Source organism: Streptomyces sp. NPDC058662 (assembly GCF_042716255.1).
In the GTDB taxonomy this organism is placed as follows: domain Bacteria; phylum Actinomycetota; class Actinomycetes; order Streptomycetales; family Streptomycetaceae; genus Streptomyces.
Genome location: NZ_JBHXRU010000052.1, coordinates 1 through 21,414, shown reverse-complemented (window position 1 = coordinate 21,414; position 21,414 = coordinate 1). Strand labels below are relative to the sequence as shown.

Genomic DNA, 21,414 nt, shown 5'->3' with positions numbered 1-21,414 from the left:
CAGGTCCTCCTCCGTACGCAGCGCCAGGGGCAGGGGTTCGGCGGGACCGGCGGGGAGGGCCGGGTCGAGGGGGTCGGACTGCTCCCCGGGTTAGCCCGCACATGCAACAGTTGTCGTGTGACAAATATAGGCACGGTGCGGCGGCGTGGGAAACCCCGACTCCCGGCACGAAGGGCGGTATGCCCGTGGAATCCGGAATGCGCGGCCCTGCCCTGCGGGCCTGACGTGCCGTCCGGCCCCGGGAGGAGCCGCCCTTCGCCGAGGGCTGTCGGCTCTGGGAGCAGTGGTGGAGTCGTTGTTCGGCAGGAGGTCCGGAAACCGCCCGGAGTTGTCAGCCCCCGTCGGGCGCCGTGCGGGCCCGTGTCTCCTCCGGAGTGAGGTAGTGGTCCGTGTACTCGAAGTCGCGCAGCGTCCCCGGCTTGTACGTTTGGAAGCCGGTCCGGACGAAGTCGTCGCCGGCGACGGCGTTCAGGAGCCAGTTCGTCATCACCCGGGTCTTCGCGGCGCCGGTGCGCAGCGCCGCCCAGTGGTAGCCGCGGGCCACGGCCTGGGCGGGCATTCCGCGCAGGTCGATGCCGAGGGGCCGGGAGACACCGTCGCGGCCGCCGAGGTCGACGACCAGTCCGAGGTCCTTGTGGACGTACGGGCGCAGCGGCGTGCCCCGCAGGGTGGCGACGATGTTGTCGGCGGCGGCCTTGCCCTGGCGCTCGGCATGCTGTGCGGTGGGCGGGCAGACCGCACCGTCCCCGCCGTCGGCGAGGTCGGGAACGGCGGCCGCGTCACCGAGCGCGAACGCGCCGTCCGCCCCGGGCACCCGCAGGTCCGGAGTGACGACGAGCCGGCCGCTCTTCGCGGTGTCGGCGCCCAACGTGGCGATGAGCGGGCTCGCGGCGACGCCGGCGGTCCAGATGAGGGTGCGGCTGGGCAGCACGCGTCCGTCGGTGAGGGTGATGTCCTCGGGGCCCGCCTTGGCGACGGAGGCGCCGAGCGAGACCTCGATGCCGCGGCGGCGCAGGACGTCGAGGGCGGCCCGGCCCAGCCGGTCGCCGAGCTCGGGCATCAGCTTCGGGGCCACGTCCACGAGGTGCCAGCTGATCTCGCGCCGGTCCAGCCGCGGGTAGCGGGCGACGGCGTTCGTGGTGAGCCGCTCCAGGGACGCGGCCGTCTCGGTGCCCGCGTAGCCGCCGCCGACCACGACGAAGCCGAGCCGTGAGGCCCGTTCAGCGGAGCCCGGCGCGGCGGCGTCGGCCAGATCGAGCTGGGCGATCACGTGATCGCGCAGGTGGGCTGCCTCGGCCAGCGTCTTCATGCCGCGACCGTGCTCGGCCAGGCCGGGGATGTCGAAGGTGCGGGTCACACTCCCCGGCGCGAGCACCAGGTGGTCGTACGGCTGGTCCACCAGCTCCCCGGTGATCTTCCGGACGACGCAGACCTTGGCCCGGGTGTCGACGCCCACGGCCCCGCCCGGCACGATCCGGGTCCGGTGGCGGCGGCTGCGGCGCAGCGACACCGCCACGGACTGGGGGGTGAGCACCCCGGAGGCCACCTGCGGCAGCAGGGGCAGGTAGAGCTGGTAGGAGAACGGAGTGACCAGCAGGATCTCCGCCTCCCCGGGTGACAGCGTCCGCTCCAGGCGGCGTACGCAGGCGACGCCGGCGAAGCCCGCGCCGACGACCACGATCCTCGATCGCGCCATGGTGTCCGTCCCTTCTCGGGTGTACGGGTCACCGGCACGCCTTCCCCGGCAGGCCGTTCCTGCACGCGGAAAGGCGGGCCGATGCCTCCGGGCGGCCCGGACGGCCTGGAGGGCGACCGACCGGCCCCAGCGCGCCGGCCTCGCCGCCTGCCTCATCTCGCACCGACACGTCCGACGCCTCGACCGCTGCCGGCACCAGGACGTCACGCCTCGGAGTCATTGAGAGCCCGGTCCCGGACCTGGCATCCGGCCGGCGGAGATTTCAGATGTCCGAGAATCGCTGCAACGCGAACTTCAACGGTTCGGGCTCCACATGGATCCCTCCGCCGAAGGGGTGGTTCATTGCCGACAGCACCGTCAGCACGGCCGATACCAGCAGTGCCAGCAGGCCGATGCTGAAGACGCTCGTCCAGGTCAGGGCGCGGATCTGGACTGCGGCGGCAGCCACCAGGAGCAGAGCGGACAGGAGCAGGCCGATCCAGAGGTAGGGAGGAATTTCGTGGGACACCGCGAGGATCCGGGCTCGCCGGGCGTCCCCCACCTCTCGGAGCGCTACGAGCGAGTCCCGGGCGAAGACCTCCCCCTGCTTGGACTCGCCGCGGGTGTCCTGCAGCGTCCGCCGCAGCTCGTCGTAGAGCTTCTGGGCCTGCACGCTGGACTCCCCTCTCGCCATGGCCGGCCATTCCTCGTTGATCACCGTGACCGTGTACTGGCGGGTCAGATCCCGTACCCGTTCGCGAGAAGTGTCGGGCAGTGGCCGCGTGGCCCAATGGAGGTTGACCAGGCTCGCTCCCTCGTTGCTGACGTCCTCGGCGGCTTTGCTCAGGCTCGCTTGGGCCGAGACGATCGAGAGCGCGAGGATGAAGCTGAACAGGGTCCTGTTGAGCCCCGAGAAGTGGTCGAGGGTGTCCTTCAGAGCGTGGCGCTCGTGCCAGTGCTCGGGCACGTACCGCACCATCAGGGCCATGAGGAGCAGCGAGGCTAGGACACTGCCGGCGACGAAGGCAGTCGATGACCAGTTCATGGACTGACCAACCCGCCCAGCATGTGCGCGTCGTGGCATGCGCCGTTGATTCACCACATCGAGTGCACGCCGCCGCCGCATGAAAGTCGCAGTGCCGCGCACGCGGCGGCGGGGAGCCCGGCGGGCGGCAGCCCGCGGTTCAGCTGCCGGAGTCGGGGGCGGCGGCGGGATCGGCACTGGAGTCGGCGTCGAGGTCGAGCAGGGCGTTCTCCACGACCTCGGTGAGCGCCGGGTGGATCCAGTACGGCACCTTGGCGAGGGTGGCGGCGTCGATACCGAGCGCCATCGCCAAGACGAGGGGCTGGATGAGGGTGGGGGCCTGCGGGCCCATCAGGTGCGCGCCGAGGAGTCGGCCGGTGCCGCGCTCGGCGAGCACTTTGCACAAGCCCGTGGTGTCCTCCATCGCCCACCCGTACGCGACGTCGCCGTAGTCGGCCGTCCCCACGACGTAGTCCAGGCCCCCCTCGCGGCAGTCCTGCTCGGTGGCGCCGACCGAGGCGATCTGGGGGTCGGTGAACACGGCCGCCGGCACCAGGGTGTGGTCGGCCTCGATCTCGTCGTCCGGGTGCCGCAGGTTGTGCGCGACGACCTCCGCCTCCCGGTTGGCCACGTGCTTGAGGGGAACGGGCGAGCAGATGTCGCCCAGCGCGAAGACGCCCGGCGCGGTGGTGCGCTGGTACCGGTCGACGACGACGCGGCCGTCGTCGTGGGTGGCGACACCGGCCGCGTCGAGGTTCAGCCGGTCACTGTTCGGTACCCGGCCCACCGCGACGAGCAGCGTGTCGGCCTCGACCGTCGATCCGTCGTCCAGGGTCAGCCGCAGCGCGCCGGGCCGGCCGCCGACCGCCGTGAGCTCGCGGCCGAGTCGCAGGTCGTAGCGGGACCGGACCAGCTCGGTGAACCGCTCGGCGACCGTCTCGTCCTGCGGGGCGAGCAGGCGCTCCTCCTTCTCGATGACGGTGACGGAGCTCCCCGCCGCCGCGAAGACCTCGGCCAGCTCCGCGGCGATGTATCCGCCCCCGAGGATGGCCAGGCGCCGGGGCGGGGAGTCGAGGCGCATGACGGTGTCGGACGTCTCGTACGGCAGGCCGGACTCCACGACGGGCCCGGGCACGGCGGGGCGGCCGCCCGCGGCGATGACGACCTGTTCGGCGCTGATGTCGAGGCCCCCGTCCGGGCCTTCGACGCGCAGGGTCCTGGGGCCGGTGAAACGCGCACTGCCCTCGTGGACGGTGATCCGGTCCGCGTGCTCGCGTCCCGCGCGGCCGCCGTCCCGTTCCGCGTCCAACCGGCCGAAGACCCGGTCGCGCACCTGCCGCCAGCGCACCGCTCTCAGCTCGGCGTCCACGTCGTAGGTCCCGGCGCCCTCGACGGTCCGCGCGACGTGCGCGGTGTGGGCGAGCATCTTGCTCGGGATGCATCCGGCGTTCAGACACGTCCCGCCGAACCAGCGCTCCTCGACGACAGCCACGTCCAGGCCGGCGAACGAGTCGTCGACGACGGCATTGCCGGAACCCGCACCGATAACCACAAGATCGTAATGAGGCATCCCTCCACCCTACGAGCCCGCTCCGCCCGCGGCCCGGTCGGCGCGCGCGGACTCCCCCGCGCAACCGACGCCTCCGCGCCTCCCCCGCCCCGCCGTCACCGGCGGCCCGGCCCGGCCCGTTCGAGGCCGCGCGGCGGCCCGGCACGCCGGGCGACCCGCGGCGGCGCCCCATGTCCCATCCCTCCCGCGGGGGTTGGGTCGGCGCCGATAGGGTGGGGCCATGAGGAACGCACGCACGACGGGCCCCACCGGCTTCCGGTAGCCCGCCAGGAGATACCTGGCGGTCGCTACCTACGGAGCCCCGTGGCACGCACCGCTCACCACTCGCCCCAGTCCCCCGGCCGGAACGCACACGACGGCCCACCGGGGCGCCCTTGGCGTTCCGTCGAACTCCGCGACCTCCGCTACAGCGCCCGCGAGCTCGCCGAGGCGACGCGCGGGTCCAGGAGGCCCCGCCCCCGCCTCGTCCGCCGCGCGGTGGACGTGTACGCGTACCCCCGGCTCAGGCACGACCGTTCCGTCTCCTTCTGTGCCTCCGTGGAGGAACGCCGCGCGCGGCAACGGCTCCGCCGGCGCCTGGGGGTTCTCGTCGGGCTGGTGAACGGGCCCGCCGGCGGACTCGACCTCGACGCGGCGGACGCCGTGGACGTTGCGCCTGCGCGTCACCGGCGCGGCGCGCTCTGGCTCGCCTGACCTCCGCGCGGCGCCGTCCCCGTACCCCCCTGGTCACCGCGGGGGTGCGGGGCCGGCGCCGCGACGCTGCTTCGCCCGCAACTGGTGGACAGTGACGGGGACTTCTACTCGGCGGCCGGCTTCGTCGCCGTGAGGACGCCGATCTTGTCGAGGCGGTGTTCGGGGTTGTTCTGGGCGTCGCGCCAGAAGTTGCCCGCCGCGTCGTCCTCGGGGGTCAGGCAGGTACTCACGGTGATCATCGCCCGGGTGGGGGCGGTGCCCGGGGAGCCGGGGACCGCGGCACGCTGCGCGTCCATGGAGGCCGGGGACCGGAAGGACGTCGTCCGTGTCGCGGTGACGGTGTACTCGTACCGCACTCCGCCGGCGGTCACGAAGACGGACTCGCCCGCCTGCAGCGCCGGCAGCGACCACAGGGGTCCGCCGGCCGAGACGCGGTGGGCGGTCACGATGTAGTTCCCCACCTGTCCGGGGCCGACGCCGCCGCGTGGCCCGTACGGGCTGGCCGCGGCGCCGCGGTCCTGGATCCGGGTGCCCGGCGCGTCGTCGGGGCTGCCCGGGTAAGGCACCACGGACAGGTTGGACACCCCGATGGCGGGTATCGACAGCGAGGCCTCCTGGATACGGGCCACCGCCTGCGGAGGCAGCAGGTCCGGGGCGGCCGCCGCGGGGGCGGCGAGCAGGAGGGCGAGTGCGGCGCTCGCGAGCGCCATCGGCACGGTACGGGAGGCGGGCGACGGGTGCTTGGTCATGGCACGGTCCACGGGTTGGCCGGGGGCCGCGCGGGATTCGGCGGCCCGCTGTGCCCCTCCAGCCTCCCACGGGACCGCGGGACGGGCCAAAGGACCGGGCCCGCCGCTCCCGGCCCGCCGGCCTCCGCCCCGCCCCGCCGCTCCCGGCCCCGCCGGTCCCCGCCCGCCGAGCCGGGCACCGCCCGCCGTCGGGGCCCCGTCCCGCCGCCACCCGGGGCCCCGCCGCGGTCAGCGGGCCGGCGTCACTGGCACAGCGCGACGTCGAGGAGGGCCTGCGCGTCGCCCTCCTGCCCCGGCGCGGGACCCGGGTCCGCGGTGACGGCGACCGCGGCGGCGCGGCGGCCGTCGTCGGTGACACCGGCGCGCGTGGCGTAGCCGGGAATGTCGCCGCCGTGACCCCACTTGAGGCCGCCGCAGGCCAACGGCGTGCTCACGAGGCCCAGTCCGTACCGGGAGCCGGTCCACCAGCCCGCGTCGTCGGGGATCTCGACGGTGGCGCGCATCTGGTCGAGCTCGGCGGGGTTGAGGAGCTTGCCGCCCAGCAGGGCGGAGTAGAAGCGGTTCAGGTCGGCCGGGGTGGAGACGAGCTGCCCGGCCGCCCACCCCCAGGAGGGGTCCAGCTCCGTGATGTTCTCCAGCGGCGCTCCGGGCGCCGGTGCGAAGTAGCCCTCGGGGTGCGGGCCGCGGATGCCGCGCTCGCCCACGTCGGGGAAGTAGGTGTGGCGGAGTCCGGCACGCTTGATGACGCGCTCGGTGATCTGCTCGGCGAGGGGGCGGCCGGTGACCTTCTCGATGAGCAATCCCGCCAGGACGTAGTTGGTGTTGCTGTACGCCCAGCCGGTTCCGGGAGCGAAGGTCGACTTGTGGCCCAGGGCCACGTCGAGGAGGGTGCGGGGCTGGTAGTAGGTGTGGCGGGTCTCGCCGAGGACGGCGTCCTTGATGTAGTCGGTGTAGTTGGGCAGCCCGCTGGTGTGCTGGAGCAGGTGGCGGACCAATATGTCGGAGCCGTCGATGCCGTCGCCCCGTACGAGACCGGGGAGGTACCGCTCGACGGGGGCGTCGAGTTCGACCTTGCCCTCGCCGACCAGCTGCAGGACCACCGCGGCGGTGAAGGTCTTGGTGTTGCTGCCGGCCCGTACCCGCCCGTCGACCGGCGCCTTCCGGCCCGTCCTGAGGTCCGCCACGCCGACCGCGTAGCTGCGGGTCCGCCCGTCCCGGCCCAGGGTGGCGGCCAGGGCAGCGGGGTTGCCGACGTCGTGCACCAGGCGCTCAAGTTCGCCGCGCACCGCGTCCCGCGGCCCCTGGGACTCCGCCGCGGTCGCCGGCAGCGTACCGCCGACGGCGGTCATGGCGGCCGCCACGAGCGCCAACGCCGCGAGCCCCCGCCGGGGTGCGGACGGGAAGGGGCCGCCGGGACGGCGGGTCGGGCGGGAAGAACGGAACATGGGGAACTCTCCTTGTGTCACGCGGCTGCGCGCCGGGATCCGGACCCGTTCAGCCTGCGTGTTCAAGATCCACCGTTCCATCCGGGCAGCAGGCCCCCGCGCCTTCGGGATAACCCCCACAGGCCCCTGCAGCCCACCCGGGGGCGGCGGGGTCGCACCCGGCCGTTCCGGCCGCCCCGGCCGGCCCTGATCGGCCGTCAGGGCCGGACGGGCCACGGCCGGGCGGGGTGCGGCCGTGTCGGGGTCGGCGTCCGCGGGGCTCCTGCCATCGTGGGCCTCCGCGCTCCGTCTTCCCGGGAGGTCCCCCCGTGTCCCCACGCCCGAACGGCCACGCCCGCCGGTTCCGTCCGTCGCTGCGCCTGGCCGCCGCCACCGCCGTGTGCGGCGCCCTGCTCGGCGCGTCCGTGCAGCCCGCGCAGGCCGGATCGGACCGCGAGCCCCCGCGCGGGGGCTCCCTCCACCAGGAGCTCCGGGAGCTGGTGGAGCGGCCCGACGGACCTCCCGGCGCCATCGCCGTCCTGCGCGCCGGCGACCGTACGGAGGTCTACCGGGCGGGTGTGGCCGACCTGCGGAGCGGCCGGCCCCCCAGGGCGACCGACCACATGCGGATCGCCAGTGTCGCCAAGGCTTTCAGCGGAGCGGTGGCCCTGGTGCTCGTCGACCGCGGCCGGCTGCACCTGGACGACACGATCGGCGAGGTGCTGCCCGGCCAGCCCACCGCATGGCACGGGGTGACGCTGCGTCAACTCCTCAACCACACCAGCGGGCTGCCCGACTACTCGGCGTCCCAGGGGTTCATCGACATCGTCTCCGCGGATCCCCGCCACCGCTTCGACTCCCGGCGCCTGCTGGAGTTCGTCGCCGGCGAGGACCTCGCGTTCCGCCCCGGCAGCCGCTACCAGTACTCCAACTCCGACAACATCGCCGTCGCCCTGATGGCCGAGGCCGCCACCGGACGCCGGTACGAGGCCCTGCTGCGCGAACTGGTCAACGAGCCGCTCGGCCTGGACTCCACCAGCCTGCCGCAGGGGTACCGCCTGCCCGTCCCCTTCCTGCACGGCTACCAGATCGACCCGCAGGACGGGCCCGTCGACGTCAGCGAGGCCGTCAGCGCCTCCGGCGCCTGGGCGGCCGGGGGCATCGTCTCGACCCCGAAGGACCTGACCGCGTTCATCCGGGGCTACGCGGGCGGCGCGCTGGTCTCGGAGCGGACCCGCCGGGAGCAGTTCAGGTTCATTCCCGGCGCACTGTCCCAGCCGCCCGGGCCCGGCCGTACGGAAGCGGGCCTCGCCATCTACCGCTACAGCACGCGATGCGGAGCGGTGTACGGCCACACCGGCAACACGCCCGGCTACACGCAGCTGGTCGCGGCCACGGCGGACGGCCGGCGGTCGCTGACCTTCACGATCACCACGCAGACCTCGCTCACCGTCAACCCCGACCTGCTCGCCCAGGTCCGCGATGTCCAGGAGGACTTCGTCTGCGCTCTCCTGCGCAGGTGAGCCCGCCGGCACCGGGACGGGCCCCGGGCCGCACGGACCGTCAGCGCTCGCCCGCGTCCCGCGCGGGCAGCCCGCTCAGGCCGGTCTCGCGCAGGACGCGGCCGACGGTGTCGCCGAGGGCGCTGTCGGCCCCGATGACCGTCTCGACGGCGCCGGGCAGCAGGTCGAGCGGCCGGTACCAGGAGCTCAGATCGGCCTCGGAGATGTAGTCCGCGATCGGTTTGGTCGCGTGCCGGGCGAGTGTCACCTCGAAGGGCACGTCCAGGTAGTAGCCGTGGGTCGGGCCGCGGTGCTCGGCGCGCAGCCGCGCGAGCATGGCGCCGTAGTGGTCGGCGTAGAGGATGCCCTCGACGACGACGTGGTAGCCCGCGTCGAGGGCATAGCGTGCGACGGTGTCGATCAGGCCGATGTTCGCGGCCCCGGGCCGGTCGCGTTCGCGCAGGACGGCGCGCCGTATGACGTCCTGGCCGACCAGGGCCAGGCCCCGGCCGAACCGCTCGCGCACACCGGCCGCGACCGATGACTTTCCCGAGGCGCTGTTCCCGCGCAGTACGACGAGCCGGGTGTCCGGGGTGCCCACCATCATCCGGGCCACGCTACCGGCCAGCTTCCCCATCCGGAACCCGGATGTCACGTTCCGTGCTGCCTTGTCCTGCTCGGTCACGGACCTTTTCCATCCGGGTCAGATGGACACGGTCGGCGTAATCTGGTCGAACCGCCGCATAAGCAGCAGGACGCGTACGAGCGGCGCGGCGCCCGCCGCGCACCGCGCCGCGCTGCGCTCGACCGAGGGAGGCGGAGCGTGACCGATCCGTTCGGCTTCCTCAGGATCCCCCGCGAGGCCGTGCCGGCCCGACCCGTCGCGGAGCGGCTCGGCGACTGGCGCGAGGTCCACGCCGGTCAGGCGCTGCTGCCGCTCGTCTCCCGGCAGGCCGACCGCTGCATGGACTGCGGCATACCGTTCTGCCACACCGGCTGCCCGCTGGGGAACCTCGTACCCGAGTGGAACGCCTTCGCGGCGCGGGGCGACTGGGAGGCCGCGTACGAGCGGCTGCACGCGACCAACAACTTCCCGGAGGCCACGGGACGGCTGTGCCCGGCCCCGTGCGAGGACGCCTGCGTCCTCGCGATCAACGCGGACCCGGTGACCATCAAGAATGTCGAGCAGGCGATCGTGGACGAGGGCATGCGGCGCGGGTACATGGCTCCGAGGCCGCCCGAGCGGCGCAGCGGCAAGACCGTGGCCGTCATCGGCTCCGGGCCGGCCGGCCTGGCCGCGGCGCAGCAGCTGACCCGGGCCGGGCACGCCGTGACGGTACACGAGCGGGCCGACCGGATCGGCGGCCTGCTCCGCTACGGCATCCCCGAGTTCAAGATGGAGAAGGCGCGGCTGGACGGCCGGATCGAGCAGATGCGGGACGAGGGCACCGTCTTCGTCACGGGTGCGTACGTGGGAGGCGGGAGCGGCGCCCCGGGCGGCGGCTCCGGCGTGCCGACGGCGGGCGGCTCCGGGGGCGCGGCCGGGTCCAGCGCGGCCGAACTGCGGAGCCGGAGTGACGCCGTCGTCGTCGCGATCGGCGCGGGCGAGCGCCGGGAACTGCCGGTCCCGGGCCGCGCCCTGCACGGCATACACCAGGCCATGGACTACCTGACCTGCGCCAACCGGGTCCGCGAGGGCGACTACGACCTGTCACCCCTCACCGCCGAGGGTCGGCACGTGGTCGTCGTCGGCGGCGGCGACACCGGCTCCGACTGCCTGGGGACGGCGCTGCGCCAGGGGGCGGTCTCGGTGCTCCAGCTGGACATCAACCCGGAACCCGGCGTGGAACGGGCCGACGGCGAGCCCTGGCCGGTGTATCCGAGGACCTACCGGATCTCCCACGCCCACGAGGAGGCCCGCGGGCGCGCGGGGCGCGACCCGCGGCTGTTCTCCAGCGCCACCCTGCGGTTCGAGGGCGACGCCGCGGGGAGGGTACGGGCGCTGCGCCTGACCGCGGTCGAGCCGCTGGCCCGGGGCCGTCTGGCCGGCACGGAACGCGTGATACCGGTGGGCCTCGTCCTCCTCGCGCTCGGCTTCTCGGGCCCGGAGCGGGCGGGCGGCCTGCGCGAGCAGCTGGGTCTGGAGCTCGACGAGCGGGGCAACCTGGCGCGGGACGCCGGTTTCGCGGCGGGCGGCGGGCGCGCGCCGGGTGTGTTCGTCGCGGGCGACGCGGGCCGGGGGCAGTCCCTCGTGGTGTGGGCCATCGCCGAGGGCCGGTCGGCGGCCGCCGCCGTCGACCGCTACCTGACCGGCTCCACGTGCCTCCCGGCTCCTGTCGCCGCCCACGACCGGCCGATGACGGCGTTGGGGCGGATGCGCTACGGGGACGTCTGATGCTGTGGCCTGCAAGCCTCGCGGACGCCGCCATGCGCCGGTCCCTGCGCGCCCCGGCCGCCCCGTAGGGGCCGGCCGGGGCCGCGGCGCGCGATGTGTCGGATCAGCGGGTGGCGAGCAGCGTGAGCGTGTCGATCACGCGGTTCGAGAAGCCCCACTCGTTGTCGTACCAGGCGACCACCTTGACGTGGCGGCCGTCGACGCGGGTCAGGGCCGAGTCGAAGATCGACGAGGCGGGGTTGCCGGTGATGTCGGAGGACACGAGCGGGTCGTCCGAGTACTCCAGCACGCCGGCCAGCGGTCCCCGCGCGGCGGCGCGGTAGGCCTCCAGGACGTCCTCGCGCGTGACCTCGCGGGCAACTGTCGTGTTGAGCTCGACGATGGAGCCCACCGGGACGGGCACGCGGATCGAGTCGCCCGACAGCTTGCCGTCGAGGCCCGGCAGCACGAGGCCGATGGCCTTGGCTGCTCCCGTGGTCGTCGGCACGATGTTGACGGCGGCGGCGCGCGCACGGCGGGGATCGCGGTGCGGCCCGTCCTGCAGGTTCTGCTCCTGCGTGTAGGCGTGCACGGTCGTCATGAAGCCGTGCTCGATGCCGGCGAGGTCGTCGAGCACCTTGGCCAGGGGCGCGAGCGCGTTGGTGGTGCACGAGGCGTTCGAGACGACGGTGTGCGCGGCCGGGTCGTAGGCGTCGGTGTTGACGCCGAAGGCGAGCGTGACGTCGGCGCCGTCGGACGGGGCGCTGACCAGGACCTTCCGGGCCCCCGCCTTGATGTGCCCGCGGGCGGCCTCGGCCGAGGTGAAGCGGCCGGTGGCCTCCAGCACGATGTCGACACCGAGCTCGGCCCACGGCAGGTCCTGCGGTTCGCGCTCGGCGAGCACCGTGATGCGTCGGCCGTCGACGAGGAGGTCGTTGCCCTCGACGGTCACCGGGCGGCCGAGCCGGCCGGAGGTGGTGTCGTAGGCGAGCAGGCGGGCGAGGGTGGCGGGCTCCGTGAGGTCGTTGACGGCGACGACCTGGAGGTCGCTGTCGCGCTCCAGGAGTGCGCGCAGCACGTTGCGGCCGATGCGGCCGAACCCGTTGATGGCGATGCGAGTCATGAGCGATGTCCCTTTCGTTCGCCATCAGGTTCGCTCCCGGCGCCCGCCCGCGACAGCGGCGTGATCGCCACGGTTCAAAAGGATCTCGCCATACCGGGGGCGGACCGCGGGATCTACTCGCCCTGGGTGAAGGTGCGCCGGTACTCCGTCGGGGTGGTGTCGAGGATGCGCTGGAAATGCGTCCGCAGGTTCGCACCGGTGCCGAGGCCGACGTCGGCGGCGATCTGCTCCACACCGCGCTGCGAGCGTTCGAGCAGTTCGCGGGCCACGTCGATGCGGGCGCGCATCACCCACTGCATCGGCGTGTACCCGGTGTCCTCGGCGAAGCGCCGGGAGAAGGTGCGGGGCGAGACCCCGGCGTGCCGGGCGAGTACGTCGAGGGTGAGGGGCTCGTCGAGCCGGTGCAGCGCCCACTCGCGTGTGGCGGCGAACCGTTCGCCGAGCGGCTCGGGCACACTGCGCGGCACGTACTGCGCCTGGCCGCCACTGCGGTAGGGCGCCGCCACCAGCCGGCGGGCCGCGTGGTTGGACGCGGACACGCCGATGTCGCCGCGCAGGATGTGCAGGCACAGGTCGATGCCGGAGGCGGCGCCGGCCGAGGTGAGGACACTGCCCTCGTCGACGAACAGGACGTTCTCGTCGACCCGGACCAGGGGGTGCCGGGCCGCGAGGGCCCGGCTGTAGTGCCAGTGGGTCGTGGCGCGTCGGCCGTCGAGCAGTCCGGTGGCGGCGAGCGCGAACGCTCCGGTCGAGATCGCGGCGAGCCGCGCGCCCCGCGCGTGGGCTGCGACCAGCGCCTCGATGACGGCCGGCGGCGGGTCCTCGCGGTCGGGGAAGCGGTAGCCGGGCACGAAGACGATGTCGGCCCAGGCGAGGGCGTCGAGCCCGTGCGTCACATGGTAGGAGAGGCCGTCGCCGCCGGTCACGAGTCCGGGCGCGGCGCCGCACACCCGCACCTCGTACGGCATGCTCGCGCGGGTCGTGAAGACCTGCGCGGGGATACCGACGTCGAGCGGCTTCGCCCCTTCGAGCACGAGGACGGCGACGCGGTGGAGGCGTGAGGCGGACACGGGGACGAGCGTACGCGGGCCCGGCAGCCGCTCGGGCGCACCGCCCCCGCGCGCGGCCGGCGGCTCCGCGGGCTCCCGTCGGCCGTCCGGGACGCCGCACGGGCGGGCGCGGGCCGCGTCCAGTGGTCCGTACACCGCCGGGCGACCAACGCCGTCGGACCGGGCCCGCCCGACGGGCAGAGCCGGCCCGGCGGGCAGGGCAGCCCGGCGGCGTCAGGCCGGGGGCGGGGTCCGGGTCAGGGCGCGGGCCGGCGGCGAATTCCTCGCGGGAGACCTGCTCGGCGAGGTCGAGGCAGCCGTAGGCGTCGTCGAACCAGTGCCCCTTGGTTGCCGCCCGGGGGCCCAGTGCGTTCTACAGGCTGCTCATGTACTGAACAGCCACTTCCCGCCTTCGATTCTCCATCGGAAGATGTCATCGGCGAAAACGACCAACACAAGGTCGAGGGGGAACGCTCGTTGCCATGTGCACCTCGGCATCCCGGCTACTCGCCCTTCCCAAGAGGGTCGGACTGCTCACGGCCGTTCTGCTCAATGTGCGCCATGTTCAGTTGTCCTCTCATCCGCTGACGCCGTGTGCGCCCGTCGAAGGCGGGGTCTGGTTGAAGAACCCGCCCTCTGCGATGCGCCTGCGGTGGGCTGCGAACAGCCGCAAGTCCATGCCGTGTTGGCGGACCGCGCTGAAGCCCGCACACGTGACTCACCAAAACCTTCTGACCAGGCACGATCCACGTCACCCCAAGCGCGAAAGCCCTCTGCTCCAACCCGTTGCGGACCTCGTTCCGGACGAAAACCGGTCACGGGACCCTTTCGCAGGGGCCGGCGGGCTCGACGATCCGTCATAGTCCGCCCGCCGCGCCTGGATCTCCCAGCCCTTCCGCGACGAGCCGGCGCAAGACAGCGCGCTCGTGGAACGGAGCCGGATGCGGACCGGCGCGGAGTCTTCCGGGGACGGCTGTCCGGGTGGACCGCGAGTCGCGGACGGGGAGCCGCCTCGCTCAGCTCAGCACAGGGCCATCTGCTCGTGTCGGCGAGATTCCCGCTGGACCCCATCGACTTCCACACGCCGGTGCCGGGGATGCTGTGGAACAGGCGGCACACGCACCGGCACCCCCCTGGCTGGGTCTGCTCCCAGAAGACCAGGAAGTGGAGCCGCAGGGTCAGGAGGGGTGTGGTCACCGTGGTCGTCTACCGGTTCGTCTCGGGGTTGGTGCCGGGCTCGAACTCGACGGCGTCGCCCTTGCGGTGCTTCTTGAAGCCGACCAGGAGCATCCGGTGGCCCATGGACGAGCTGCTCGGGCCGATCCAGTTCCGCAGGCCTTTCCAGTCGCTCGCGTCGACCAGCTCGCGGCAGCGTGGGCAGGCGTAGAACCGGTCTCCCGAGAGGTAGCTGTCGCCCGGGCCGGTGATGCCGAACTCGTTCACCTCGTAGTACGCGAGGGGCCCGGTAGCGCCGCAGAAATCACAGACGGGATCTCCGTCGGCGGCCGCGCTGATCGCGTAGGGGGCCATCGCCACACTGCGCAGTGTGGCGGTGTCGCGCTGGGCGAGGGCGTCCAGTAAGCCGGCCACACGACGCCCGGGCCCGCCCCTCCCGACCCTCCTCGTCAGAGAACAGACCCCGGTCCATCGCCAGGAGCGGCGCCCGTAGCCCTTCACGCGGCAGAGCCAAGTCGACCAGCGGCATCGGGTCCTACCCGTCGTCATCCTCGTCGAGGTCGACCGCGTAAGGGTCCTGTAGCGGCCGCAAGCCAACGGAGGCTGGGGTAGGGGCGGTGAAGCTGTAGCGGCCAAGCACGTTGGGATTGCGGTGCTTGAGCGGAAAGAGCCAAACGATGTCCTCGTCCCGGATCTCGTGGCCCTCGGCGCGGAGCTGGGCGACTGCGCGCTCGGCGAGGGCGGTGCCCGCCCCGCCACCCGCGCGCAGGCCCTCGTTGCGATCGCGCGAGGCGTAGAGGCATGCCCGTTCGCCGGCCCGAATCCGACCTCGGACTCCTCGACGCCTGAACCCTGCCCCTCCCGGCTCCCGCCGGCGGTATCACCGCGGTCGGGTCCACCCATCGGTTATCCAGGGGCGGAGGGCCCTTGTGCAGCTCAGGCGCACACTCGGTGGTGCAGGCAAGTTCGGCAAGTAACAGGAGGTACTTGTGTGCAACGCCTCCCGGGGGCTGGTCGAGAACGCCGGCCCTCTGGAGTTCCCCGTGTCCCTGACGGAGCGCTGCTCCTTGCCGGCGTTTTCCGGTTGTCAGTTGAAGATGTCCAGGAGGTCGAGCCGGGAGCCTGTGTTGTCGGCGGTGCGGCGGGGCCGCACCGGGAGCGGATCAGGGTAGGTCTCCGCTGCGGCCCTCGCTCGGACGATGTTGGGCCCGCCGCACGCCGCGACCGCGAAGGCGCCGAAAACCTTGGCGAACGCGGCCGGGTCGCGGAACTCCACGCCGAACGCCCGGCCGTCCCGCAGCGGCACCCACACCACCCGGTCGAACCGTGTCCATTCCCCCACCGGCTGGTCGTCCGCGGTTGACCGCCCCTCCAGCCACAGTCGTGCCACATGCAGCAGGTTCACCTTCACCATCGGCAGCCGCTTGCGCCGCACCCGCAGTTCACGCGTGGTCAGCTCGACGCGCTGGTCCTTCTTCGGGTACCAGACGACGCCGATCCCGAAGGGCACCCACAGCAGGACCCCGATCATCGGCAGGACCAGAGCGCCCCCCCACGACCGGAGCAGCCCGCCGTCCAGCAGGTACAGGGCCCCGAAGACCACAACCCACTTCGACGTCGTCTCGTTTGGCGTGGAACTCACATATCTCGGGCCGGGCCGTACGCCTCGCGGGTCCGCTCGTCAGGTCCCGTGGGGAGGTACTCCAGTAGGACGGGACCGGGGTGCAGGGCCGCGCTGGCCCAGCCGGCCATCTCTTCGCCGGTCAGGTAGCGGTACAGCCACTCGGCGAAGTCCATGGCGTGGCCGGCCCAGTCGCCCTCCGAGCCCTGGACCACGATTCCGTCGGAGTACCCGTGGACCTCTGGAGCCAGGAAGACAGCGGCTCCCTGGTCCGTGCTCGCAAGAGGGATGAGGCCGTCGGAGGAACCGAAGGTGATCTGCGGACGGTTGCAGATCACTCTTGGGTCGGCGTCTGGTTCCAGATCGTCGGACTCCCATGACCGCCACTCGGACCAGCCTTCCGCCTCCGACCGGATCTCCTGGCCCAGGTTCCGCCAGGGACAGGCCGGGTGGGACGAAAGGTAGAGGTTCCCGTTGAGCTGGACGGGGGCGTACGCATCGACGATCGCCTTGTAGTCGGCGGGAAGCCTTCTGTCGATCTCCTGCTCCAGGTGCAGCCAGGCAGCAGGATCGTTGTATCGGTTCTCCGCTGGGCCGAGCATGGCGAAGACGGCCTGCAGATAGTCGGTCATGGCGGTCATGCCCCTCGAAGATGCTGGCCGGGAATGGCTCGTGCCAGCATCGAGCACCCCTCCTGACGACGGTTGGCCGGGGTCCTCGTTGTCTTGGCATGGAGATGGTGCGGCAGCTGGTGCCAGACAGTTTGTGGGAGCTCTTCCTTCGCGTGATGCCCGAAGCGCCGGTGCGTCCACAAGGCGGCGGACGTCGCAGGCTGACGACCGTGGAGTCTTGGCCGCGATCCTTTTCGTTGCCACGTCCGGCTGCACATGGCGGCAGCTCCCACCCATGTTCGGCGCGTCCTGGCAGACCGCCCACCGCCGATTCACGCACTGGACCGAAGCCCGGGTTTGGGCCAAGCTCCACCGCATCATCCTCGACGAACTGGGTTCCACCGGGGAACTGGACTGGTCGAGGTGTGCGATCGACTCAGTGAGCCTGCGGGCAGTAAAAGGGGGCCGCTGACGGGACCGAATCCGACCGACCGCGGCAAACTCGGATCGAAGATCCACCTGATCACCGACCGGAATGGACTGCCTCTCTCACTGGGCGTCTCGGGCGCCAACATGCACGACAGCCTCGGCCTGGAGCCGCTCGTGCGCGGGATTCCACCGATCCGTTCTCGCCGTGGACCCCGCCGGCGACGGCCTGCGAAACTGCACGCGGACAAGGGATACGATTACGTCCACTTGCGCCGATGGCTCCGCAAACGCGGCATCCGCCACCGCATCGCTCGCAAGGGCATCGAGTCCTCGCAACGGCTCGGCCGCCACCGGTGGGTAGTCGAGCGGACTGTGTCCTGGCTTGCTGGGTGCCGACGGCTCCACCGCCGCTACGAACGCAAGGCCGAACACTTCCTTGGCTTCGTCGGCATAGCCGCGACCCTCATCTGTCACCGCCGCCTCACCAACTGAGACGTCGTCTTCGCCGTCATACGCCAGAACCCGGTGCCCTGCCGGTACAGGACCCGTCGCTTCCCCGTTATCGCCATGACCGCACGCTAGTGCTGTGACGGCGAACCTTCGCCGGGTTGCTGGGCCGGTGATCAAAAAAGGAGGGGTGAATCCCTCCGGTCGCGGTACGGTCCTGCCATGTCCCGATCAGCCGATATTGCCCTCTCCCAGCCCCCCGTCACCGCGGACGACCTCGACCTTGCCGTGCAACTCGCTGTGGCAGTCCTTCGCGAGGCGCCCCCAGCCGCGTGGGAAGGCAAGGCCGGTTCGCTGGAATGGGACTGCTGGGAAACCGTTGAGCACCTCAGCGACGACCTCTTCGCCTACGCTGCGCAACTGGGCCCCAAAACACCGCCCTTGGATGGCGAGGTTCCCTTCGTATGGGAGAGCCGACGTCCTGGCGGCCCAGCGAACGCCATTCACGCGAACCGCAACGCGGGGCCCGTCGGGCTGCTGCAGGTCCTGGAAGCGAGCGGCGCGCTGCTGGTCGCCATGGTGCGCACGACGCCTCCGCAGACCCGCGCTCACCACGTCTTCGGCGTCTCGGACCCCGAGGGCTTTGCCGCGATGGGCATCGTGGAGACCCTGGTGCACACGCACGACCTGGCACAAGGGCTCGGTCTCGCATGGAGCCCGCCTGCCGATCTGTGCTCTCGGGTACTCGCCCGGCTGTTTCCGGACGCACCGTCGTCCACGGATACCTGGCCCACCCTCTTGTGGGCCACCGGACGCGCCGAACTACCCGGACACCCCCGTCTCAGCACATGGCGCTGGGACGGCACACCCCGGGCATAGGCTCAGGCGTCTCCGCCGCAGAGGAGAGGTTCGGTCGGGGTTGCCTGGTCAGGCTGCTGCTGAGATCGGTCGGCCACCCCAGCGGATGCCTTTCTCGCTTCGGATGCGTGCGCGTTCCTTACGCTCGGCGGCCAGGACGTCGCGGTGACGGGCGTTGGCGTTGCGCCAGCGCAGGTAGGCGTGCAAGGCCCGGGTCTGCACCGTGTGGTTGGGGTGGTTGGAGTTGGCGATGGTGAACGGCCTCAGCGGTCCGAAGTGCGCCTCGATGGGGTTCGCCCACGAGGCGTAGGTCGGGGTGAAGCACAACTCGACCTTGTTCTTCCTCGCCCAGCGGCGGATGTCGGCGCCCTTGTGAGCGGACAAGTTGTCCATGATCACGCAGATCGGTGCGCCGTCGGGCCGTGCGGCGCGGATCGACTTCAGCGCGGCCAACGTATTTCCGGCGCCCTTCTTGCGGCGGTTGACGCCCCACAGGCGGTCGTCGCCGACCGAGTAGCAGCCGTGGAAATACCGGACTCCGTGGGTGCGGTGGTAGGTGGCCGGCACACGGTCGGGGTGCTTGTGTTCGGCCCAGCCCGAGCCTGCGGTGGGCCGGATTCCGAGCGGGCCGAACTCGTCGAAGGCGAACACTCGGTCCGGGAGGCGGTCAAGGACCTCCTCGATCCGGTCCAGCTTCGCCTCGCGTTCCGGGTCGGGAGATTCCTTCCATGTCTTGGTGCGCTGGAAGGTGACACCGCGGCGGGCGAGCAGGCCGCGTAACGCCTCACGGCCGATGTGGATGACCCGGCCGTGGACTTTCCGCAGGTAGGCGACGAGTTTGCGCAGCGACCAGCAGGTAAAGGGCTGGCCGAGCTTGGTGGGGCGGGTGGTGGCCATCTGGACGACGAAGTTCTCGTCGTCACGACTGAGCAGGCGGGGACGGCCTCCCGCCCATCGAGGGTCCAAGCATGCCAGGCCGATCTCGTTGAACTTGTGGATCACATCGCGCACGGTGTCCTCGTCGGCCTGCACCAGCTGGGCGGTCACCGGCACCCGGTTCCCACCGGCCGAGGCCAACAGCATCATCGCGCGCCGATAGCGCACTGAGTTGGTGCTGCCCCGACGCACGATCTGCTGCAGCCGCTGCCCTTCCTGGTCAGTCAGTCTGCGGACACGGACAGGCTCGGCCACCGCGCCTCCAGCGGTCGGATCGGACGTCACCGCACATCCAACCGCCACGACCGCCAACCCGGCGAACCTATGCGGTCAGAGCACTAGCTGCCGCCCCGCAGCTCACCGTAGGCGCCCTTCGCCACCGCGAGGGGCGGGTGGCGTCACCGACACCACCCGGCGAAGTGGAGGAGAAGCTCTGCCACTCGTGTGGTGAGTGGGTTACCCAACTCGTGCGGGCGTCGGCGAGGGCGGTCGTGCCGGCCTCGGCGGAGGCGGTCGTGCGGGTGCCGGTAGGGGTGGCCGTGCGGCCGTTGCCGGTAGTTCGTGGTCAGGGGGCGGCATCGCGCGGTCATCCCTCCCGCGGGGGCGCGCGGAGGCGCGGGGGCGCGTGTCTGGGCGCGCACGCGCCGCTCGATGCGCCTGCGGGTGGAATGTCGGCTCTGCCGCCACCTCCGCGCCTCCCGTCGAGGACGGGGCGCGGGATCACACCGAGACCGCGACGACCCCCACCAGCCGGCACAGCCTGGCCCGGACCCGTTCCGCCTCGGCCGCCGGCACCACCACCTCGACGGTGGCCAGGCCGTGTTCGGCGGACTCGTAACTGAACCTGTCGACGCGGTGGTTGTTCAGGACGCAGGCCACCCGGGCGAGCGCCCCGTGGCCGTGCCGGAGCCGTACGAGGAGCCGGTGGCCCGGGACGGTCTCGGTCCGCTGCTGCCGGGGTTCGAGGACGGTGGTGTCGGACATCTGGGCTGCACTCCTGTCGGTGGCGGAAAACAAGAAGACCCCTCGCGGAGTGCGAGAGGTCTGCGTGCGGACGGGGGGTCGCCGGGCGGGTCAGCCCGGTCAACTCGGTGTCGGCACGCTGTCGTCGATAATCATCGGCTGACGCTGCATGGACACCGAAGGTGGCAGACGGGCCGGCGCGCGTCCATCGGGTCTCACGATGCGGACGCGCGCCCGGGGCGTCAGTCGACGTCGAGGTGGTACGCGCCCGCCTCGGCATCGGCGAAGAGGGTGAACCGCACCTGCGGTCCCGCGCCCGGTACGTCGGAGTCGGTCTCCGTCTCGACGGGCTCCGCGTCGACGAGGACGAACCCGCTGTACCCCTCGAAGTCGCCCGGCCCGTCCGCGACTCCGATGTGGATCGGTGTGTCGTCGGGAACGTCCGCCAGCGCCGCGCGCAGCCGCGCGGCGGTCCACACCTGGGGAATGTGATCGAACATCTCAGCCATGCGCAGAGGCTAGAACCACCCGCCCCGTGATCCCGGCGCGGCGCGCCGGGAGGAACCGGAGCGCGCCGGGAGGCCGAGCGCGTGACCACGGACGCGGCGGATCGTTTCTCTTGATGTCGTGCGGGGTGCGGCCCGAGTGGAAGCGGATCTTGCGGGGAAGGACCTACGGCAACCTCGTGGTGAGTAGCATCCGGCAACACCACAACAGGTACGAGGAGAGCGAGCAGACATGGCCGACGAGCCGGACACCATGCCCATCCAGAGCCTGTACGCGCAGCGGTTCGCCAGCGACCTGGAGGCGAACCGGAAGGAGCAGGAGGACGTCTCCGCCCGGATCGCCGAGCTGGGGCTGCGCCTGGAGCAGTTGAGGGCGGACGAGAAGTGGCTGAGCGGTCTCCAGGGCGCGCTGCCCGGGACCGCCCCCGACGAGACGGCCGCGGGGGGCGCCGAGTCCCCGGACGCAGCGCCCGCGCCGGGGCCGGGGGCCGTACCGCGGCCCCGGCGCGGGAAGAAGGCCGGCGACGGCACGGTGCGGGCCAGGAAGGCGGCGCGGCCGGCGGCGGAGTCCGCCGCGACGCCCGCCGAGGCAGCGCCCGCCGAGGCAGCGCCCGCCCCTGAAGCGCCCGCAGCCCCGGAAGCGCCCGCCGCACGGGCGGCCGGCAGGGGTGCGCGGGGCGGGAC

The 21,414-nt window shown here is 72.4% G+C and carries 19 protein-coding genes and 4 pseudogenes; 7 read left to right on the top strand and 16 right to left on the bottom strand.

The features are described from left to right. Window positions 1–331 precede the first annotated feature (331 nt). From ACFWUQ_RS19205 to ACFWUQ_RS19195, 3 genes are all read right to left on the bottom strand, one after another. Window positions 332–1,696: an NAD(P)/FAD-dependent oxidoreductase gene (locus ACFWUQ_RS19205; protein ID WP_384539214.1), complete on the bottom strand. Its 1,365-nt coding sequence runs from the start codon at window positions 1,694–1,696 to the stop codon at window positions 332–334. Between the two features lie 262 nt (window positions 1,697–1,958). Next, window positions 1,959–2,720, bottom strand: a complete 762-nt coding sequence (locus ACFWUQ_RS19200) for a hypothetical protein (protein ID WP_384539213.1) — start codon at window positions 2,718–2,720, stop codon at window positions 1,959–1,961. A 139-nt stretch (window positions 2,721–2,859) separates the two neighbouring features. Beyond that, complete coding sequence (locus ACFWUQ_RS19195) at window positions 2,860–4,269, bottom strand: mycothione reductase (protein WP_384539212.1); 1,410 nt, start codon at window positions 4,267–4,269, stop codon at window positions 2,860–2,862. Between the two features lie 303 nt (window positions 4,270–4,572). On the opposite strand from ACFWUQ_RS19195, the gene ACFWUQ_RS19190 reads away from it, so the two are divergent. Next, a complete protein-coding gene (locus tag ACFWUQ_RS19190) occupies window positions 4,573–4,962 on the top strand; it encodes a hypothetical protein (protein ID WP_384539211.1) in 390 nt (129 codons plus the stop codon). A 104-nt stretch (window positions 4,963–5,066) separates the two neighbouring features. On the opposite strand, the gene ACFWUQ_RS19185 is transcribed toward ACFWUQ_RS19190, so the two are convergent. Together ACFWUQ_RS19185 and ACFWUQ_RS19180 are read right to left on the bottom strand one after the other, a co-directional pair. Beyond that, window positions 5,067–5,711: a class E sortase gene (locus ACFWUQ_RS19185; protein WP_384539210.1), complete on the bottom strand. Its 645-nt coding sequence runs from the start codon at window positions 5,709–5,711 to the stop codon at window positions 5,067–5,069. 242 nt (window positions 5,712–5,953) lie between these two features. Further along, window positions 5,954–7,156 carry a serine hydrolase domain-containing protein gene (locus ACFWUQ_RS19180; RefSeq protein ID WP_384539208.1) on the bottom strand — a complete coding sequence of 401 codons (1,203 nt, stop codon included), beginning with the start codon at window positions 7,154–7,156 and terminating at the stop codon, window positions 5,954–5,956. A gap of 308 nt (window positions 7,157–7,464) precedes the next feature. On the opposite strand from ACFWUQ_RS19180, the gene ACFWUQ_RS19175 reads away from it, so the two are divergent. Beyond that, window positions 7,465–8,658 (top strand): serine hydrolase domain-containing protein, encoded by a 1,194-nt coding sequence (locus ACFWUQ_RS19175; protein WP_384539207.1) that lies wholly within the window; start codon window positions 7,465–7,467, stop codon window positions 8,656–8,658. A gap of 40 nt (window positions 8,659–8,698) precedes the next feature. Here the strand turns inward: ACFWUQ_RS19175 and ACFWUQ_RS19170 are convergent, their stop codons facing one another. After that, window positions 8,699–9,241: an AAA family ATPase gene (locus tag ACFWUQ_RS19170; RefSeq protein WP_384539245.1), complete on the bottom strand. Its 543-nt coding sequence runs from the start codon at window positions 9,239–9,241 to the stop codon at window positions 8,699–8,701. A gap of 219 nt (window positions 9,242–9,460) precedes the next feature. On the opposite strand from ACFWUQ_RS19170, the gene ACFWUQ_RS19165 reads away from it, so the two are divergent. Then, window positions 9,461–11,032 carry a glutamate synthase subunit beta gene (locus ACFWUQ_RS19165; protein WP_384539205.1) on the top strand — a complete coding sequence of 524 codons (1,572 nt, stop codon included), beginning with the start codon at window positions 9,461–9,463 and terminating at the stop codon, window positions 11,030–11,032. Between the two features lie 103 nt (window positions 11,033–11,135). On the opposite strand, the gene gap is transcribed toward ACFWUQ_RS19165, so the two are convergent. From gap to ACFWUQ_RS19140, 5 genes and pseudogenes are all read right to left on the bottom strand, one after another. Next, window positions 11,136–12,134: a type I glyceraldehyde-3-phosphate dehydrogenase gene (gap, locus tag ACFWUQ_RS19160; protein ID WP_384539203.1), complete on the bottom strand. Its 999-nt coding sequence runs from the start codon at window positions 12,132–12,134 to the stop codon at window positions 11,136–11,138. Window positions 12,135–12,247: 113 nt separating this feature from the next. After that, entirely contained in the window at window positions 12,248–13,204 is a 957-nt protein-coding gene (locus tag ACFWUQ_RS19155; protein ID WP_384539201.1) for a GlxA family transcriptional regulator, read from the bottom strand. Between the two features lie 528 nt (window positions 13,205–13,732). Continuing rightward, window positions 13,733–14,380 carry a DUF6372 family protein gene (locus ACFWUQ_RS19150; RefSeq protein WP_384539199.1) on the bottom strand — a complete coding sequence of 216 codons (648 nt, stop codon included), beginning with the start codon at window positions 14,378–14,380 and terminating at the stop codon, window positions 13,733–13,735. Between the two features lie 9 nt (window positions 14,381–14,389). Beyond that, window positions 14,390–14,773, bottom strand: coding sequence for a hypothetical protein (locus ACFWUQ_RS19145; RefSeq protein WP_384539198.1), 384 nt, complete (start codon window positions 14,771–14,773; stop codon window positions 14,390–14,392). Window positions 14,774–14,894: 121 nt separating this feature from the next. Continuing rightward, window positions 14,895–15,089 (bottom strand): annotated as a pseudogene (locus ACFWUQ_RS19140) (hypothetical protein); the annotation flags it as partial. On the opposite strand from ACFWUQ_RS19140, the pseudogene ACFWUQ_RS19135 reads away from it, so the two are divergent. Beyond that, window positions 15,057–15,131, top strand: a pseudogene (locus ACFWUQ_RS19135) (hypothetical protein); the annotation flags it as partial. The pseudogenes ACFWUQ_RS19140 and ACFWUQ_RS19135 sit on opposite strands and share 33 nt — an antisense overlap. A gap of 315 nt (window positions 15,132–15,446) precedes the next feature. Here the strand turns inward: ACFWUQ_RS19135 and ACFWUQ_RS19130 are convergent. Both ACFWUQ_RS19130 and ACFWUQ_RS19125 read right to left on the bottom strand, forming a co-directional pair. Next, window positions 15,447–16,001: a hypothetical protein gene (locus ACFWUQ_RS19130; RefSeq protein ID WP_384539196.1), complete on the bottom strand. Its 555-nt coding sequence runs from the start codon at window positions 15,999–16,001 to the stop codon at window positions 15,447–15,449. Next, window positions 15,998–16,621, bottom strand: a complete 624-nt coding sequence (locus ACFWUQ_RS19125; protein ID WP_384539194.1) for a hypothetical protein — start codon at window positions 16,619–16,621, stop codon at window positions 15,998–16,000. Before ACFWUQ_RS19125 ends, ACFWUQ_RS19130 begins: the two co-directional genes overlap by 4 nt. Window positions 16,622–16,716: 95 nt before the next feature. Here ACFWUQ_RS19125 and ACFWUQ_RS19120 point away from each other — a divergent pair. After that, window positions 16,717–17,512 (top strand): annotated as a pseudogene (locus ACFWUQ_RS19120) (IS5 family transposase). 177 nt (window positions 17,513–17,689) lie between these two features. Then, window positions 17,690–18,346 carry a hypothetical protein gene (locus ACFWUQ_RS19115; protein ID WP_384539192.1) on the top strand — a complete coding sequence of 219 codons (657 nt, stop codon included), beginning with the start codon at window positions 17,690–17,692 and terminating at the stop codon, window positions 18,344–18,346. Between the two features lie 48 nt (window positions 18,347–18,394). Here the strand turns inward: ACFWUQ_RS19115 and ACFWUQ_RS19110 are convergent, their stop codons facing one another. The 3 genes from ACFWUQ_RS19110 to ACFWUQ_RS19100 all read right to left on the bottom strand — a co-directional run bounded on the left by ACFWUQ_RS19110 (window position 18,395) and on the right by ACFWUQ_RS19100 (window position 20,733). Next, a complete protein-coding gene (locus tag ACFWUQ_RS19110) occupies window positions 18,395–19,516 on the bottom strand; it encodes an IS630 family transposase (RefSeq protein WP_384539190.1) in 1,122 nt (373 codons plus the stop codon). Between the two features lie 465 nt (window positions 19,517–19,981). Further along, window positions 19,982–20,245 carry a hypothetical protein gene (locus ACFWUQ_RS19105; RefSeq protein ID WP_384539188.1) on the bottom strand — a complete coding sequence of 88 codons (264 nt, stop codon included), beginning with the start codon at window positions 20,243–20,245 and terminating at the stop codon, window positions 19,982–19,984. Window positions 20,246–20,466: 221 nt separating this feature from the next. Continuing rightward, window positions 20,467–20,733 (bottom strand): DUF6225 family protein, encoded by a 267-nt coding sequence (locus ACFWUQ_RS19100; protein ID WP_384539186.1) that lies wholly within the window; start codon window positions 20,731–20,733, stop codon window positions 20,467–20,469. Between the two features lie 229 nt (window positions 20,734–20,962). On the opposite strand from ACFWUQ_RS19100, the pseudogene ACFWUQ_RS19095 reads away from it, so the two are divergent. Then, window positions 20,963–21,414 (top strand): annotated as a pseudogene (locus ACFWUQ_RS19095) (hypothetical protein); the annotation flags it as partial.

Bases quoted from the DNA above. Each gene is read 5' to 3' on its own strand.
- ACFWUQ_RS19195 (WP_384539212.1), bottom strand. From the start codon at position 4,269: ATGCCTCATTACGATCTTGTGGTTATCGGTGCGGGTTCCGGCAATGCC.
- ACFWUQ_RS19100 (WP_384539186.1), bottom strand. From the start codon at position 20,733: ATGGCTGAGATGTTCGATCACATTCCCCAGGTGTGGACCGCCGCGCGG.
- gap (WP_384539203.1), bottom strand. From the start codon at position 12,134: ATGACTCGCATCGCCATCAACGGGTTCGGCCGCATCGGCCGCAACGTG.
- ACFWUQ_RS19205 (WP_384539214.1), bottom strand. From the start codon at position 1,696: ATGGCGCGATCGAGGATCGTGGTCGTCGGCGCGGGCTTCGCCGGCGTC.
- ACFWUQ_RS19185 (WP_384539210.1), bottom strand. From the start codon at position 5,711: ATGACCAAGCACCCGTCGCCCGCCTCCCGTACCGTGCCGATGGCGCTC.
- ACFWUQ_RS19105 (WP_384539188.1), bottom strand. From the start codon at position 20,245: ATGTCCGACACCACCGTCCTCGAACCCCGGCAGCAGCGGACCGAGACC.
- ACFWUQ_RS19125 (WP_384539194.1), bottom strand. From the start codon at position 16,621: ATGACCGCCATGACCGACTATCTGCAGGCCGTCTTCGCCATGCTCGGC.
- ACFWUQ_RS19180 (WP_384539208.1), bottom strand. From the start codon at position 7,156: ATGTTCCGTTCTTCCCGCCCGACCCGCCGTCCCGGCGGCCCCTTCCCG.
- ACFWUQ_RS19170 (WP_384539245.1), bottom strand. From the start codon at position 9,241: ATGGTGGGCACCCCGGACACCCGGCTCGTCGTACTGCGCGGGAACAGC.
- ACFWUQ_RS19200 (WP_384539213.1), bottom strand. From the start codon at position 2,720: ATGAACTGGTCATCGACTGCCTTCGTCGCCGGCAGTGTCCTAGCCTCG.
- ACFWUQ_RS19115 (WP_384539192.1), top strand. From the start codon at position 17,690: ATGTCCCGATCAGCCGATATTGCCCTCTCCCAGCCCCCCGTCACCGCG.